General features: G+C 71.1%; 12 protein-coding genes and 1 pseudogene. 8 read left to right on the plus strand and 5 right to left on the minus strand.

Annotation, left to right across the window (positions count from 1 at the left end):
• Positions 1-123 precede the first annotated feature (123 nt).
• Entirely contained in the window at positions 124-720 is a 597-nt protein-coding gene (locus IE134_RS15750) for an MSMEG_1061 family FMN-dependent PPOX-type flavoprotein (protein ID WP_030714745.1), read from the minus strand.
• A 267-nt stretch (positions 721-987) separates the two neighbouring features.
• On the opposite strand from IE134_RS15750, the gene IE134_RS15755 reads away from it, so the two are divergent.
• The 4 genes from IE134_RS15755 to IE134_RS15770 all read left to right on the plus strand — a co-directional run bounded on the left by IE134_RS15755 (position 988) and on the right by IE134_RS15770 (position 5,149).
• The gene (locus IE134_RS15755; protein ID WP_030714741.1) at positions 988-2,061 is read left to right on the plus strand and encodes a FecCD family ABC transporter permease; all 1,074 of its coding nucleotides are present in this window, start codon (positions 988-990) and stop codon (positions 2,059-2,061) included.
• Entirely contained in the window at positions 2,058-3,143 is a 1,086-nt protein-coding gene (locus tag IE134_RS15760; protein WP_030714739.1) for a FecCD family ABC transporter permease, read from the plus strand. The genes IE134_RS15755 and IE134_RS15760 overlap by 4 nt, the downstream gene beginning before the upstream one ends.
• Positions 3,144-3,192: 49 nt before the next feature.
• Positions 3,193-4,047, plus strand: a complete 855-nt coding sequence (locus IE134_RS15765; RefSeq protein ID WP_097878291.1) for an ABC transporter ATP-binding protein — start codon at positions 3,193-3,195, stop codon at positions 4,045-4,047.
• Between the two features lie 70 nt (positions 4,048-4,117).
• Positions 4,118-5,149 (plus strand): iron-siderophore ABC transporter substrate-binding protein, encoded by a 1,032-nt coding sequence (locus IE134_RS15770; protein ID WP_030714735.1) that lies wholly within the window; start codon positions 4,118-4,120, stop codon positions 5,147-5,149.
• A gap of 79 nt (positions 5,150-5,228) precedes the next feature.
• On the opposite strand, the gene IE134_RS15775 is transcribed toward IE134_RS15770, so the two are convergent.
• The gene (locus IE134_RS15775) at positions 5,229-5,846 is read right to left on the minus strand and encodes a YceI family protein (protein ID WP_097947799.1); all 618 of its coding nucleotides are present in this window, start codon (positions 5,844-5,846) and stop codon (positions 5,229-5,231) included.
• A gap of 238 nt (positions 5,847-6,084) precedes the next feature.
• Here IE134_RS15775 and IE134_RS15780 point away from each other — a divergent pair, with 238 nt between their 5' ends.
• Complete coding sequence (locus IE134_RS15780) at positions 6,085-6,609, plus strand: hypothetical protein (RefSeq protein WP_030714730.1); 525 nt, start codon at positions 6,085-6,087, stop codon at positions 6,607-6,609.
• 52 nt (positions 6,610-6,661) lie between these two features.
• Here IE134_RS15780 and IE134_RS15785 read toward each other — a convergent pair whose 3' ends face one another.
• Both IE134_RS15785 and IE134_RS15790 read right to left on the minus strand, forming a co-directional pair.
• Complete coding sequence (locus IE134_RS15785) at positions 6,662-7,345, minus strand: peptidoglycan-binding domain-containing protein (protein ID WP_098018957.1); 684 nt, start codon at positions 7,343-7,345, stop codon at positions 6,662-6,664.
• 164 nt (positions 7,346-7,509) lie between these two features.
• Positions 7,510-8,721 carry a glycoside hydrolase family 64 protein gene (locus tag IE134_RS15790; RefSeq protein WP_161320650.1) on the minus strand — a complete coding sequence of 404 codons (1,212 nt, stop codon included), beginning with the start codon at positions 8,719-8,721 and terminating at the stop codon, positions 7,510-7,512.
• A 388-nt stretch (positions 8,722-9,109) separates the two neighbouring features.
• Between IE134_RS15790 and IE134_RS15795 the strand changes: the two genes are divergently transcribed.
• From IE134_RS15795 to IE134_RS15805, 3 genes are all read left to right on the plus strand, one after another.
• A complete protein-coding gene (locus IE134_RS15795) occupies positions 9,110-12,982 on the plus strand; it encodes an endo-alpha-N-acetylgalactosaminidase family protein (protein WP_189430797.1) in 3,873 nt (1,290 codons plus the stop codon).
• Between the two features lie 263 nt (positions 12,983-13,245).
• The gene (locus IE134_RS15800) at positions 13,246-14,829 is read left to right on the plus strand and encodes an acyl-CoA carboxylase subunit beta (protein ID WP_010056337.1); all 1,584 of its coding nucleotides are present in this window, start codon (positions 13,246-13,248) and stop codon (positions 14,827-14,829) included.
• Between the two features lie 68 nt (positions 14,830-14,897).
• Entirely contained in the window at positions 14,898-15,101 is a 204-nt protein-coding gene (locus IE134_RS15805; RefSeq protein ID WP_003966016.1) for an acyl-CoA carboxylase subunit epsilon, read from the plus strand.
• 93 nt (positions 15,102-15,194) lie between these two features.
• Here the strand turns inward: IE134_RS15805 and IE134_RS15810 are convergent.
• Positions 15,195-15,371 (minus strand): annotated as a pseudogene (locus IE134_RS15810) (ATP-binding protein); the annotation flags it as partial.

Raw genomic sequence — 15,371 nt, forward strand, 5'->3', positions numbered from 1 at the left:
CGGGGAAGGCGGGCCTCCGGGCGACCGGCCGACCCGCGCGGCCGGCCCGGGCGGGGACGACGACCTGCGGCCAGGAGATGAGATTCCTGCACAGCGGATCGCGGATCGCGGATCGCGGACCGCTCACGCCGCCGCTTCCGCCCCCGCCCACGTCTCCGGCACCCACACTCCCGACCGCTTCAGCGACGCCGGGCAGTGGCGGAAGATCTCGTCGATCTCGACGACCAGGGCGAGCTTCGGGCGCTGGCCCTTCAGCGTCATCGCGTCGAAGAACGGGGCGTCCGTGAGGATGCGGGCGCGGCCGTTGACGCGCAGGACGTCCATCGCGCCCGGTATCAGGTAGAGCAGGCCCACGCGCGGGTTCGCCAGGATGTTGTGGAAGCTGTCCGCGCGGCGGTTGCCCGGGCGGTCGGGCAGGGCGATCGTGCCCCGGTCCAGGACATGGGTGAAGCCGGGGGTGTCGCCTCGCGGGGTCGAGTCGCAGTTGCCGTCCGCGTCGGACGTGGCCAGGGTGCAGAACGGCGAACGGGCCAGCAGGGCCAGGTCGTCGTCGGTGAGCCGGTCGTGGACCTTGTCGATGACGATCGGGTGCGGGGTGCCCAGGAGCTCGCGCAGTTCGTCCGCCGAGCTCAGGGGTACGGCCCCGGCCAGCGGGTCGGGTACGCCGGACGTGACGCCCGGACCGGTGGCGGGGGCGGTGGGATCGGCGGCGTACGACAAGGCGGTGCTCCGGAGCTCGTGGGGTGCGGCAGCGCGCCGCGCTGACAGGCGCTGTTAGGGTGACCTTACTTTGGGCCCCCTTGTGTTGCCCGTCCGGGGTGGACCGGCCATGCCCCCTGTCCGGGGTCGACCGGCGGTTTCCCTGTCCGGGTGGACCGGTGATGAGGGCGTCTCCCGTGCCCGGGGGCGCTCCCCGGCGCCGACGAACCAGCGTGAGGAACGAACAACAGTGCACCAGCGCATTCCGGCTGCCCCGACGGCCGGGTCGTGAGCGGCTCGGCCTCCCTGGAGAAGGGGAGGGAGACGTCGGCCGACGGTGGCAAGGAAGCGCGGCGCAAGCGCAGCCGGCCCGTGCTCGCCCTCGGGCTGCTCGCCGCCCTCGCCGTGCTGTTCCTCACCGCCGTCGCCAGTCTCGCCATCGGCTCCGGCGACGTACCCTTCCGCGATGTCGTCGACGGGGTGCTCGACCCGGACGTCTCCGTCAAGGGCCAGCTCATCGTCCAGGAGGTCCGCATCCCGCGCACCGTCGCCGGGCTGCTCGCCGGTGCGGCACTCGGCCTCGCGGGCACGGTGATGCAGGGCGTCGCCCGTAACCCCCTCGCCGACCCCCAGCTCCTCGGCATCAACGCCGGCGCGTCCGTCGCCGTCGTGTGCTCGATCACCCTGCTCGGGTTCACCGTCGCCACCCAGTTCATCTGGTTCGGCTTCCTCGGCGCGCTGCTGGCCGCCCTCCTCGTGTACGGGGTCGGCTCGCTCGGGCGGGAAGGCGCGACACCGGTCAAGCTGGCCCTGGCCGGGGCCGCGACCGCCGCCGTCCTCACCTCGGTGACCAGCGCGATCCTGCTCCAGGACCGCGGCAGCTACGACCAGTTCCGGTTCTGGCAGCTCGGTGCGCTGACCGCCCGCAGCTCCGAGGTGCTGTGGCAGGTCTCGCCGTTCATCCTCGTCGGCACCGTCCTCGCCCTGGCCCTCGGGCCGCAGCTCAACGCACTCTCCCTCGGCGACGACCTGGCCCGCGGCCTCGGCCAGCGCGTCGGGGCGATCCGGATGGTCTCCGCCCTCGCCGTGGTGATCCTCTGCGGCGCGGCCACCGTCGTCGCCGGGCCCATCGGCTTCGTCGGGCTCGCCGTACCGCACGCCGCCCGCCTCATCACCGGGCCCGACTACCGCTGGGTGCTCCCGTACAGCATGGTGCTCGCCCCGGTCATGCTGCTCGTCGCCGACATCGTCGGCCGGGTCATCGCCCGCCCCGGCGAGGTGCAGGTCGGCGTGATCACGGCCGCGATCGGCTGCATCCCCTTCATCTGGCTGGTCCGCCGCAGGAAGCTGGTGGAACTGTGAACCGGACACCCGCCGTCGCCAAGAACGCCACGCACGCCGACGACGACCGCCTCGCCGACGCCGTACGCCAGGTCTCCGCCGTACGCGGCCAAGGCCTGCGCCGCTCCGTCCTCGTCGGCTCGGGCCTGTTCGCCGCCGTGGTCGTCGTGTTCGGGATCTCGCTCAGCTTCGGCGACATGGTGATGCCGATCGGGAAGGTCGTCGCCACCCTGTTCGGCGGCGGCGACGGCGGATCGCAGTTCGTCGTGCTGGAACTGCGGCTGCCCCGCGCCCTCCTCGCGATCCTCGTCGGCGTCGCGTTCGGACTCTCCGGAGCCGTCTTCCAGACCGTGCTGCGCAACCCCCTCGCCAGCCCCGACCTCATCGGCATCAGCGCCGGGGCCAGCGCCGTCGCCGTCACCGCCGCCCTGCTCTTCCAGGTCAGCGGACTGGCCCTGTCCGCGAGCGCCCTCACCGGCTCCCTGGTCGCCGGAGCCGCCATCTACCTCCTCGCCTGGCGGCAGGGCATCGCCGGACAGCGCCTCGTCCTCGTCGGCATCGGCGTCGGCATGGGGCTCTCCAGCATCGTCTGGTACGTGATGGCCCGCTCCGAGGTCACCGACGCGCAGGAGGCGTTCCGCTGGCTCGCGGGCAGCCTCAACGGCCGCTCCTGGAACCAGATGTGGCCGCTCCTCATCGCCCTCGGCCTCCTCGTACCGCTGACCGTCCTCGCCGCCCACGCGCTGCGGCCCCTCCAGCTCGGGGACGACGCGGCGGCCGGGCTCGGCGCGAAGGTCGAGAGCGGCCGGCTCGCGCTGCTGGCCTGCGCGACCGCGCTCGCCGGGGTCGCGACCGCCGCCGCCGGGCCCGTCGGGTTCGTGGCGTTCGTCGCCGCCCCGATCGCCCGCCGACTGGTCCCGGGCCGGGGCGCGGCGCTGCCGCAGGCCGCCCTGACCGGGGCGCTGATCGTCCTGGTCGCGGACTTCGCGGCGCAGCACCTGTTCCCGGTGCAGCTGCCGGTGGGCGTGGTCACCAGCATCATCGGGGCCCCGTATCTGCTGCTGCTCCTGGCCCGCGCCAACCGCGTCGGCAGCGGGGGCTGACATGGAGAAGCCCCAGGACGAGAAGCCCCAGGACGAGAAGCCCCAGGACATGGCGACGTACCGAGAAGACGACGAAGAAAGGCGTGGCCCTGTCGTGGCCGAACACACTCTGGAAGCCCGGGACGTCCGGCTCGGCTACGGCGAACGCGAGATCGTCCCCGGTCTGAGCGTGGCCGTGCCGCCGGGGAAGATCACGGTCATCGTCGGCCCCAACGCCTGCGGGAAGTCGACCCTGTTGCGGGCGATGGCCCGGCTGCTGGCCCCCTCCGCGGGTGCGGTCCTCCTGGACGGCCGGTCCATCCAGGAGATGCCGACCAAGGAGGTCGCCTCCGTGCTCGGCATCCTCCCGCAGAGCCCCACCGCCCCGGAGGGCATCACCGTCTCCGACCTGGTCGGGCGCGGCCGCTACCCGCACCAGGGCTGGTTCCGCCGATGGAGCGCGGAGGACGACCGGGCGGTCGCGCAGGCGCTGCTGTCGACCGATGTCCTCGAACTCGCCGACCGGTCGGTGGACGAGCTGTCCGGCGGCCAGCGCCAGCGGGTGTGGATCGCGATGGCGCTCGCCCAGCGCACCGACATCCTGCTGCTCGACGAGCCGACGACCTTCCTCGACGCCAGCCACCAGCTCGACGTCCTCGACCTGCTCACCGACCTCAACCGCGAGCAGGGCGTCACCATGGTGGCCGTGCTGCACGATCTGAACCTGGCCTGCCGGTACGCGGACCACATGATCGCGATGAAGGCGGGGCGGATCGTCGCGGAGGGCCGGCCGGTCGACATCGTGACGGCGGAGCTGGTCGGCGAGGTCTTCGGGATGCGCTGCTCGGTGATCGAGGACCCGGCGTCGGCCACCCCGATGGTCGTGCCGCTGGGCCGCCACCACATCAAGGACCCGGCCGCCTGAACCTCGTACGGGAACGGTGTGGTCCAACCCGATGGCACCGTTGTCATTAGGTGAGGCTAACCTAAAGGGTATGAACGCTTCCGCTCCCCGCGCCCGGCGCGCCCGCCGCACCCCCGTCCTGGTGGCCGGTGCCGTCGCCGCCCTGCTCGTCGGCCTCTCGGCCTGCGGCTCGTCGGACGACTCCGACAGCTCCGCGTCCTCCTCCGCCTCCGGCGGTGCGTCCGAAGGCGCCTTCCCCGCCAAGGTGGCGACCAAGTTCGGCGAGGTCACCGTCGACAAGCAGCCCAAGCGCATCGTCGCGCTCGGCTGGGGCGACGCCGAGACCGTGCTCGCGCTCGGCGGCCAGCCGGTCGGGGCCAGCGACTGGCTGCCGTTCGGCGGTGAGGGCGTCGGCCCGTGGGCCAAGGGCATGTACGACAAGAAGCCCGAGCTCATCGGCACGATGGAGCCGGAGTTCGAGAAGATCGCCTCCCTCCAGCCCGACCTGATCCTGGACACCAAGTCCAGCGGCGACCAGACCCGCTACGACACCCTGAAGAAGATCGCCCCGACCGTGGGCGTGCCGAAGGGCGGCGACCAGTACAAGCTCTCGTGGGAGCAGCAGACCACGATGATCGCCGCTGCCATGGGCGTACCGGAGAAGGGCAAGGAGCTGATCGCGGAGACGGAGAAGAAGTTCGAGGCCGCCGCGAAGGCCCACCCCGAGTTCAAGGACAAGACCATCACGGTCGGCTCGCGTACGTCCGAGGGCTTCGGCGTCTACGTCGGTGGCACCGGGCGCATCGACTTCGTCGAGCGGCTCGGCTTCAAGAACAACCCGAAGGCCGAGGCCCAGGCCGGCGAGGGCTTCTCCGTGTCCGTCTCCAAGGAGAACCTGGACCTGCTCGACGCCGACCTGACGGTCATGACCCCGATCGGCATCCCGGCCACGGACATCAGCAACGACCCGCTGTACAAGGCCGTCCCGTCGGTGAAGGCGGGCAACGCCATCGTCTTCGACGACAAGGACATCTCGCAGGCGTTCGCGACGGACTCGATCCTGTCCGTCTCGTACGCGCTGGAGAAGGTCGTCCCGCTCTTCGCGGAGAAGGTCGCGAAGTAGTCGGCAGGCGTACACGCACGCGCAGCGCCCCGTCCCGGGGGATCCGGGTGCGGGGCGCTGCGCGTGTCTGCGGAGGGGGTCAGGCCGCAGGGGCGGCCTTGATCGCCGAGATGTCGAAGGTCAGCTTCACCTTGTCGCTGACCATCACGCCGCCGGTCTCCAGCGCCGCGTTCCAGGTCAGGCCCCAGTCGGAGCGCAGGATGTCCGTGCTGCCCTCGAAGCCGACGCGCTCGTTGCCGTAGACGTCGGTGGCGGAGCCGTTGAACTCCAGGTCGATGGAGAGCGGGCGCGTGACGTCCTTGATGGTGAGGTCGCCGGTGATCCGGTACGCCTCGCCGCCCAGCTGCTCGGCCTTGGTCGAGCGGAACGTCATGAGCGGGAACTTCTCGGCGTCGAAGAAGTCGCCGCTGACCAGGTGGCCGTCGCGGTCGGCGATGCCGGTGTCCACGCTGGCGATCTTCACGTCGATGGAGGCGGAGGAGTTCGCCGGGTCCGTGCCGTCCAGCACCAGGGTGCCCTCGTGCTCGCCGAAGGAGCCGCGCACGTTGGTGACCATCGCGTGGCGCACCGTGAAGCCGATGCTGCTGTGCGCCGGGTCCAGGGTGTACGTGCCGGTCAGGGCGGCGAGCGCCGGGTCCACCGCGGGGGCCTCGGCGGTCGGGGCGGTGGCGGTCGACTTGCGGTTGAACAGAGCCATGGCTCCTCCTCGGGGGACGTGTTCGTGGAGGTTGTTTAACCTTCAACGAGATTGACTGTAACTCCATCTTGTTCAAAGTTCAACCTTTTGATGTGCGCAGTGCTGACCGGTGTGGCGCGAGTGGGCTCGGGCCCTCTGGCGACGCGCGTAGAACTCGGGCACTATCTCCCTGCCCCCGGTGTGCGCGGACCCGTGCCCGTGTACCCGTAGTTTTGTCATGAGCAGGAGGAATCCCCCCATGGTGACCCGTCCACGACTCCGCTCCGCCCTCACCGCCCTGGCCCTCGTCCTCGGCGCGCTCTTCGCGCCCGGGATCGGCGTCCTCGGCGGCGGCGCCACCGAGGCGCACGCCGTGACCAAGCTGACCCACGCGCAGGCGACCTCCCGGTTCAGCTCGTCCGGGATCACCTGGTCGTCCTCCGGTGGCTGCTCCAACCGGAACAACCCCACCTGCACGTCGTTCGACCAGCTCAACCTCGCCAGCGCCCAGGGTGCGCAGACCCTCAAGAGCGCCACCGGCTGCGCGCTCAGGATCACCGGAGGCACGGAGACCGGGCACGCCGGCGGCACGTACTCGCACTGGAACGGCTACAAGCTCGACTTCGCCAAGAGCACCTGCGTGAACAACTACGTCACCGGCACCTTCACCTACATCGGCACCCGCGGTGACGGCGCCCGCCAGTACCAGTCCGGATCCGGCAACATCTACGCGGATGAGGGCAACCACTGGGACGTGACTTACTACAACTGCGGCGGCTGCTGACAGGGCAGGTTCGTCGGGGGCCGTCCCGCACCGGGGCGGCCCCCTCGCACGCCTACGGGATCGGGTCGGCGTCCGGGCCCTCCTGCTCCAGCAGGTCCAGGGCGAAGTCCTCCCACTGCGCGTACCGGTCCGGATACGCCGACCGCTGGACCGCCTGGCACACATCGCCCGGCTTCATCGACTCCCAACCGTCGATCTGGAGCAGCCCCGGATTGGCGCTGGGCGAGGGCAGCCCGTAGAAGGACTTGGAGGCGGTCGGGACGTGCGTGATCTGCGCGGGCGTGCCCCAGCCCATGCTGGGGCGCTGCTGGAAGACGCCGAGCGAGTCATGGTCGACCGGCGACGTGTAGTTGACGAACTTCGACTCCTGCATCGCCGCCATCAGGGCGATGACCTGGGCCTCCTCGGAGAGCTCCGCCCCCTTGCCGACGCCGATGACCGTCCGGGCGTGGGCGAGCTGCTCCGGACCGAGGTCGGACGGGGCGGCGAAGAACGTCCGCAGCTCGCTGTCCGGGGCGGTCTTGAGCAGGTGCGCGGTGGCGGTGTCCACCCGGCCGGTCACGGGCAGGCCGTAGCTCTGCTGGAAGGCGCGCAGACCGTGCGCGCCCGAGGCCTGCGGAGCGGGTGACGGCGGCGGGGCGGGGTCCGCGTGGGCCGGGGCCGCGGCGGTCAGCAGGAGTCCGGCGGCGACGGCCGTGAGCAGCCGGTGGGGGAGTCGGCGGGGGAGTCGGTTCATTCGCATACGGCACCGTCGCGGGGCGGTGGAGCGAAGTCAAGAACGCCACACATCGTGTCAATTGACGGGATATCGGATTCCCGGTCGGTCACCGGTTCCAGTGCGGACATGTGTGTGCCCCCGCCGTAACGGGCGGGGGCACACACAGGCATGGCGGGAGGGCGTCAGGAGCCCACGCTCACCGTGAAGCGACGCGGGTTCCCGTCGTGCGCCGCGCCCGAGACGTCCGGCTCACCGTCCGGGCGTACGTCGTCGTACGGGAACGCGTAACCGATCGGGCTGTTCGCGTGGACCACCCGGGACCAGTGGTTGGTGACCGCGGTCGTGTAGTAGTCCCCCGTGGACGTGCCGTTCGGCTGGCTCGGGTGGCTCAGCATGATCGAGCGGTTGAAGCCCGCCGCGAGCCGCGCCAGGATCGCCTTCTTGTCGTCGGAGTCGCCCGGGTTGTTCGTGAACGGGCCGTGGTTGCAGGTGAAGATGTCCTTCGTCTGCGGCTTGGTGAAGGTGTGGCCGCCCTCGAAGGTGAGGACGTCACCGCTCACCCGGCCCGCCAGCGTGCCCCGGCCGCCCTGGAGGTCGATCCGCAGGTCCTCGGAGCGGTACTTCTCCCACACCTCGTCGATCTGCGCCTCGAACAGGCCCCGGAACGGCATCTCGTCCGGCCGGTCGAAGTACGGGGCCATGATGTTCTGCGGCGAGACGACCCGCAGCACCTTGCCGTCGTCGCCCCGCGTGATCAGCTTGTCCCAGGGCTGTCCGTCGGCGGCCGCCTGGGCGGCGAGGTCCTCCGCGATCCGCTCCACCGCGCCCTCCGGGTGCGGGGCCACGACATGGGTGGCGTCCCCCTCCAGCGTGATGCCGATCGGCAGCGCGGTGAGCAGGTCGACATAGCTGATGTTGGAGTACAGCTGCTCGGTGTTGAAGGTGAACTCGGCGAACGCCCAGGTCCGCCCGTAGTTCGGGTCCGTCGGCGTCGCGAAGGCCGGCTCCACCAGGGACGGGCCCGGGTTGAGGAAGAAGTCCAGCTTGTCGTCGCGGACGAAGTAGACCCGTGCCCCGTACATCTGCGGCAGGGTCAGCACGACCGGCCCCGCGCCCGCGCCCTTGAGCGGGATGGCGCAGTCGACGGGCAGCGGGGTCTGCGGCGCGCCGGGGGAGTCGGGGCGGTAGACGCCGCCGTCCGGCTTCAGCAGCACCCAGCGGTCGGTGCCCAGCTCATGTCCGGTGACGTACGCGTGCACCGTGCCCGGCAACGACTTGTTCTCCAGGGCGATTTCGCAGGTGGCGGGGGCCGCCGACGCGCGGGGGCTCAGCGCGGTGCCCCAGGCGGGGTACGTGAGCGCCGCGGCCGATGCGGCGGCGCCGGTCAAGAACATTCGGCGTGAAATCACGAGGGGACTCCCGAGGTGGTGGGGGGCCGCAGGCGGGGGGGTGGGGGGTGGCGCGGGGAGGTCAGGAACCGTGGGGGTGCCTGCGGTGCGCACCACTCTCGCGAGGCCCGGCACGACCGTCAATACTTGTGACTGAGAGCGCTCTCAAAAATTCCGAGTCTTCACAACTCGACGCCCCGAAGCGGTACTTGCCGGAACCGAGCGGGTGCGAACCGTGACCGGAAGAGGGCATTCCCGGCCAAGAGGTGAACGGGGCCGTGATGCGGAGCGCACCCGTGCGACTTGGACTAACGCACCGGGGTTGTTGGACGGAGTCGGCCCCCGGGCCCGAAGTTCGTTGACGGTGTCCGGACACGACGACTACTCAGGGGCCATGTCGCCAAGATTCCCTCGCCCCGGCCTGGTCGCCGCGGCCTCCGCAGCCGTCCTGGCGCTCGTGGGGGCCGCCCTCCCCGCCGCAGCCGCCGCCCCGTCGCCCCCCGCCCCGGCCGGAGAGGCCAAGGCCGACGGGTCCGCCGTCATCCGGTCCGACCGGCTCAGCGTCGCCGTCGCCGACGACTTCCCGCGCGTCCTGTCGTACACCGACCGGGCGAGCGGCGAGCAGTTGCTCGGCTCCACCCGGCCGGTCACCGCCGTCACCCTCAACGGGACCGCCCACCCGGTGAAGCTCAAGGGCGCGCCGAAGGTCACCGGCTCCGCCGCCCGCTACACCCTGGTCTTCGCCTCCCTGCCGGGCGTGGAGATCGACGCCTCGCTCACCGTCTCCGGGCGGGCCACCACCTTCAAGGTGACCGCCGTCCGCGACACGTCCGCCTTCCGGGTCGGGACCATCGACATCCCCGGGCACGACCTGATCTCCGTCGGGTCCACCGAGTCCGGGGCCGCCACCGCGTTCACGAAGCTGGACCCGGACTCCACCCGCACCGCCGACGTCTTCGCGAAGGTCACCGGCGAGACGAAGCCCGACTCCGCGCCCGTCGGGGCCAGTTACGCGATCCTCAACACCGGATCCCTCGCCGCGGCGATCGAGTCCAACTCCTCGTACGACAAGCCCTCCGGCGCCACCGGCGGCGACGACGCCCGCTTCTGGCACCAGGCGCGCGCCGAGGAGGGCGGCGGTGTCCGGGTCGGCGCCTGGTCCGGCCAGTGGACCTACCGGGGCGAGGGCGCGCCCAAGCCCGAGAGCGGCGAGAACCTGCCCTGGGCCAAGGTCGTCGTCACCCCGGACGCCAACGGGGACAAGGTCGTCGACTGGCAGGACGGGGCCATCGCCTTCCGCTCCGTCGGCGTCGCCGCGCCCGGCAGCGAGGACACCGCCAAGCGGGTCGTCACCCACATCCCGTTCAACTTCGCCAGCCAGGCCACCCACCCCTTCCTGCGCACCCTGGACGACGTCAAGCGGATCTCGAAGGCCACCGACGGCCTCGGCCAGCTCGCCGTCCTCAAGGGGTACGGCTCCGAGGGCCACGACTCCGCCCACCCGGACTACGGCGGCAACTACAACAAGCGGGCCGGCGGGCTGAAGGACCTCAACACCCTGCTCAAGGAAGGCGGGAAGTGGGGTGCCGACTTCGGCGTCCACGTCAACGCCACCGAGTCCTACCCGGAGGCCAAGGCCTTCTCCGAGCAGCTCGTCGACAAGACCAAGCCCGGCTGGAACTGGCTCAACCAGAGCTACTACATCGACCAGCGCCGGGACATCAACAGCGGCGACCTGGCCGAGCGCTTCCAGCAGCTGCGCGACGAGACCGACAAGAACCTCGACTTCCTCTACATCGACGTCTACTACAGCCACGGCTGGATCGCCGACAAGACCATCCAGGCCGTGCAGAAGCAGGGCTGGACCGTCGGCACCGAGTGGGCCGACAAGTTCGAGCGCGCCTCGCTCTGGTCGCACTGGGCCAACGACCTCAACTACGGCGGGGCCACCAACAAGGGCCTCAACTCGCAGATCATCCGGTTCATCCGCAACGGCGAGAAGGACATCTGGAACAACCACCCGGTCCTCGGCCAGAGCGCCCTGGAGGACTTCGAGGGCTGGACCGGCGAGACCGACTGGGGCGCCTTCACCGCCAACATCTGGCAGAAGAACCTCCCCGCCAAGTACCTCCAGCAGCAGAGGATCACCCGCTGGGACGGCAACGACATCACCTTCACCGGCGGGGTGCGCGGCACGGTCGAGGACGGCAAGCGAACCTTCTACGACCAGGGCCGCAAGGTGCTCAGCGGCACCGACTACCTGCTCCCGTGGGACGGCGGCAAGAAGCTTTACCACTACAGCGAGACCGGCGGGACCAGCACCTGGGAGGTGCCGGGCAAGGGCGCGTACACCCTCTACAAGCTGACCGACAACGGCCGCGAGAAGGTTTCCACCGTCCGCCCCTCGGGCGGGAAGATCACGCTGACGGCCACCGCCGGACAGGCGTACGTCCTCTACCCCGACCGGGCGCCGAAGGAGACCCCGGCGGACTGGGGCAAGGGGACCGGGATCACCGACCCGGGCTTCAACGACCGCGACCTGAAGGGCTGGACGAAGACCGGCACGGCCGTCCGCGACACCGACGACCAGGGCCGCAACAGCGCCGAACTCTCGGGGACGGCCACGGCCGCGCTCTCCCAGACGGTCACCGGTCTCACGCCGGGCAAGCGCTACACCGCCTCCGCCCTCATCGAGGTCGAGCCCGGCAAGAGCCGCCGCACCACCCTGAGCGCCGGCGGGACGCCGGTCGCCGTCGAGCGCTCCACGGCGAAGGACTACGTCGCCGCCTCCGACTGGCACGGCACCTTCTTCCAGCGGGCCAAGGTCACCTTCACCGCCCCCGCGAACGGCCGCACCACCCTGCGCATCGAGGCGGCCGCGGGCTCCGCGGCGAAGGTCCGCGCCGATGACGTACGGATCGTCGCGAACGCCCCCGCCACCCGCACCGGCACCGTGGCCCACGAGGACTTCGAGGCCGTCGACCAGGGCTGGGGCCCCTTCCTGAAGGGCGACGCGGGCGGCTCGACCGACCCCCGCACCCACATCTCCCAGCTGAACGCCCCGTACACCCAGTCCGGCTGGAACGGGAAGCTCATCGACGACGTGCTCGGCGGGAAGGAATCCCTGAAGTCCCACGAGGAGAACACCGGCCTCGTCTACCGCACCGCCCCCTGGACCGTCCCGATGAAGGACGGCCACCGGTACAAGGTCGAGTTCGCCTACCAGTCCAGCCACGCCGGCGCCTACAGCTGGGTCGAGGGCTACGACCGGGTCGCCGACGGCAAGGCCGCCTCGACCGAGACCCGGGCCACCCCGATCGGGCAGCAGCGCACCACCGGACAGTTCAGCCGGACCCTCACCGCAGGCTGCGGCGACACCTGGACCGGGCTGCGCAAGCTCCCCGGAGCACCCGAGGGCGCGGACTTCGTACTCGATGGCTTCACCGTCACCGACCTCGGCCCCGCCCCGGCGGGCGAGGAGGCCGTCTGCGGCACCCTCGGCGTGGCCGCCGACGCGGAGACCCTGGAGCCCGGAGCCCCGAACACCGTCAAGGCGACCTTCGGCAACGACGAGGCGAGCGCCGCCACCGGTGTGAAGCTCGCGCTGACCGTGCCCGAGGGCTGGCGGGCCGAGCCGGCGGGCCCGGTCGCCTTCGACTCGGTCGCCCCGGGCGCGAAGGTCACCGGCAGCTGGCGGGTCACCCCGCCGGTGGACGCCCCCTACGACACGTACGCGCTGGAGGCGAAGGCCACCTACGCCGTCCAGGGAGCCGGTCGCACGCTCGGCGCGGGAACCTCCGTCCGTACGCTCCCGCCGCCGCCCACGAAGGACGGCTGGGCCAGTGACCTGGACTGGACCGCCTCCCAGAACGGCTGGGGACCCGTCGAGCGCGACCGGTCCAACGGGGAGGCCGGGGCCGGGGACGGCGGGCCCCTGAAGATCGGCGGCGTCGCCTACGACAAGGGCCTGGGCACCCACGCCCCGGCGAAGATCCGCTACTACCTGGGCGGGAAGTGCACCTCCTTCACCGCCGAGGTCGGGGTGGACGACGTCCAGACGACCCGGGGGAGCGTGCGGTTCTCGGTCACCGCCGACGGTACGGAGAAGGTGGCGTCGCCCGTGCTGGGGGCGGCCGACCCCGCCTGGAAACTCACCGCCGACGTCACCGGCGCGAAGTACGTCGAGCTGGTCGTCCAGGACGGCGGCGACGGCAACGGCAACGACCACGCCGACTGGGGCAACGCCCGCTTCCACTGCGGAGGTTGACCCCGGCCGGAGCGCTGCTCGGGGCGCGGTGGACGGCGTGGGACGACCCTGCGCCATACTTGAGGGGGCCTTCGGGCCCCCTCAAGGGCATGTGGCCCACCGCACACGATCCACTTGTGGAGTCTCCACAACCGGAGTCCGCGTTTCGCTGGTGGATCGCGTGCACGGCGGCATGGTTCTGTTCACTCCCACCACGAAACAGGGCGGGAGACTGTACGGAGTCGACGGCGCTATTTCTGGGTCGGGGTTCGTAGGGTCGATGTATGACCGTTGTGGACGAAACCCAGGGTGAGCCGACCGACGCCCGTGGCCGGGTGGCCGAACTGCTGGCCCTGCGCGAGCAGGCGCGGCGCGGACCGAGCGAGCGGGCGACCGAGGCGCAGCACGCCAAGGGGAAGCTGACCGCCCGGGAGCGGATCGAGCTGCTGCTGGACGCGGGTTCGTTCAAGGAGGTCGAGCAGCTCCGCCGGCACCGCGCCACCGGGTTCGGCCTGGAGGCCAAGAAGCCCTACACCGACGGTGTCATCACCGGCTGGGGCACGGTCGAGGGCCGCACGGTCTTCGTCTATGCGCACGACTTCCGGATCTTCGGCGGGGCGCTGGGCGAGGCCCACGCCACGAAGATCCACAAGATCATGGACATGGCCATCTCGGCCGGCGCCCCGCTGGTGTCGCTGAACGACGGCGCCGGCGCCCGTATCCAGGAGGGCGTCTCGGCGCTCGCCGGCTACGGCGGCATCTTCCAGCGCAACACGCGCGCCTCCGGTGTCATCCCGCAGATCAGCGTGATGCTCGGCCCGTGCGCGGGCGGCGCGGCCTACAGCCCGGCGCTCACCGACTTCGTGTTCATGGTCCGTGAGACCTCGCAGATGTTCATCACCGGACCGGACGTCGTGAAGGCGGTCACCGGCGAGGAGATCACCCAGAACGGCCTCGGCGGCGCGGACGTGCACGCCGAGACCTCGGGCGTCGCGCACTTCGCGTACGACGACGAGGAGACCTGCATCGCCGAGGTCCGCTACCTCATCGGGATGCTCCCCTCCAACAACCGCGAGAACCCTCCGACCGTGGAGAGCGACGACCCCGCCGACCGGCGCGGCGACGTGCTGCTCGACCTGGTCCCGGCCGACGGCAACCGCCCGTACGACATGCACAAGGTGATCGAGGAGCTCGTCGACGACGGCGACTACCTGGAGATCCACGAGCGCTGGGCCCGCAACATCGTCTGCGCCCTGGCCCGCATGGACGGCCAGGTCGTCGGCATCGTCGCCAACCAGCCGCAGTCGCTGGCCGGGGTCCTGGACATCGAGGCGTCCGAGAAGGCCGCGCGCTTCGTCCAGATGTGCGACGCCTTCAACATCCCGATCATCACCCTTCTGGACGTCCCCGGCTTCCTGCCGGGCGTCGACCAGGAGCACGGTGGGATCATCCGCCACGGCGCGAAGCTCCTGTACGCCTACTGCAACGCCACCGTGCCGCGGATCTCGCTGATCCTGCGGAAGGCCTATGGAGGCGCGTACATCGTCATGGACAGCCAGTCCATCGGGGCCGACCTCACCTACGCCTGGCCCACCAACGAGATCGCGGTGATGGGCGCCGAGGGCGCGGCCAACGTCATCTTCCGCCGCCAGATCGCGGACGCCGAGGACCCCGAGGCCATGCGCGCCCGCATGGTCAAGGAGTACAAGGCCGAGCTGATGCACCCCTACTACGCGGCCGAGCGCGGCCTGGTCGACGACGTGATCGACCCCGCCGAGACCCGCGAGGTGCTCATCGCCTCGCTGGCCATGCTCCGCAACAAGCACGCCGACCTGCCGTCCCGCAAGCACGGCAACCCCCCGCAGTAGTCGCCCCGCAGCGGCGCGATCCGCCGCACGGTCCACGACAGCCTGCCGAGAAGACGGAGACACCCACCATGAGCCTCACTCCCGCCGAGTCCGTCCTGCGCGTCGAGAAGGGGCACGCGGCCCCCGAGGAGCTGGCGGCCATCACCGCCGTCCTGATGGCCCGTGCCGCCGCCCAGCCGGCCGCCCCCGCCCACCGGGGCCGTGACACCGCCGGCTGGCGCCGCCTGGAGCGCACGCCGGGCTTCCGCGCCCCGCACAGCTGGCAGGGCTGACCCACCCGGCCATCCGCGCCTCACGTTCTACGAGAAGGGCCCCGCACTCCTCAGGAGTGCGGGGCCCTTTCGCGTACGGAACCGGTGGAGGTCCTAGCGCAGGCGCGCCATCAGGGCGTGCTCGACCAGCGTGATGAGCGCGCTCTTGGCGTCCGCGCGGTGGCGGGCGTCCGTCGTCAGGATCGGGGTGTCCGGCCCGATCTGGAGCGCTTCGCGGACCTCGTCGGGGGTGTAGGGCTGGTGTCCGTCGAAGCCGTTGAGGGCGATGAC

Source organism: Streptomyces rubiginosohelvolus, assembly GCF_014649875.1.
Taxonomy (GTDB): domain Bacteria; phylum Actinomycetota; class Actinomycetes; order Streptomycetales; family Streptomycetaceae; genus Streptomyces; species Streptomyces rubiginosohelvolus.

What these genes read in the sequence shown, in the direction of transcription:
- IE134_RS15765 (WP_097878291.1), top strand. Translation starts at nt 3,193, where the DNA reads ATGGCGACGTACCGAGAAGACGACGAAGAAAGGCGTGGCCCTGTCGTG.
- IE134_RS15770 (WP_030714735.1), top strand. Translation starts at nt 4,118, where the DNA reads ATGAACGCTTCCGCTCCCCGCGCCCGGCGCGCCCGCCGCACCCCCGTC.
- IE134_RS15775 (WP_097947799.1), bottom strand. Translation starts at nt 5,846, where the DNA reads ATGGCTCTGTTCAACCGCAAGTCGACCGCCACCGCCCCGACCGCCGAG.
- IE134_RS15780 (WP_030714730.1), top strand. Translation starts at nt 6,085, where the DNA reads ATGGTGACCCGTCCACGACTCCGCTCCGCCCTCACCGCCCTGGCCCTC.
- IE134_RS15785 (WP_098018957.1), bottom strand. Translation starts at nt 7,345, where the DNA reads ATGAACCGACTCCCCCGCCGACTCCCCCACCGGCTGCTCACGGCCGTC.
- IE134_RS15790 (WP_161320650.1), bottom strand. Translation starts at nt 8,721, where the DNA reads ATGTTCTTGACCGGCGCCGCCGCATCGGCCGCGGCGCTCACGTACCCC.
- IE134_RS15795 (WP_189430797.1), top strand. Translation starts at nt 9,110, where the DNA reads ATGTCGCCAAGATTCCCTCGCCCCGGCCTGGTCGCCGCGGCCTCCGCA.
- IE134_RS15800 (WP_010056337.1), top strand. Translation starts at nt 13,246, where the DNA reads ATGACCGTTGTGGACGAAACCCAGGGTGAGCCGACCGACGCCCGTGGC.
- IE134_RS15805 (WP_003966016.1), top strand. Translation starts at nt 14,898, where the DNA reads ATGAGCCTCACTCCCGCCGAGTCCGTCCTGCGCGTCGAGAAGGGGCAC.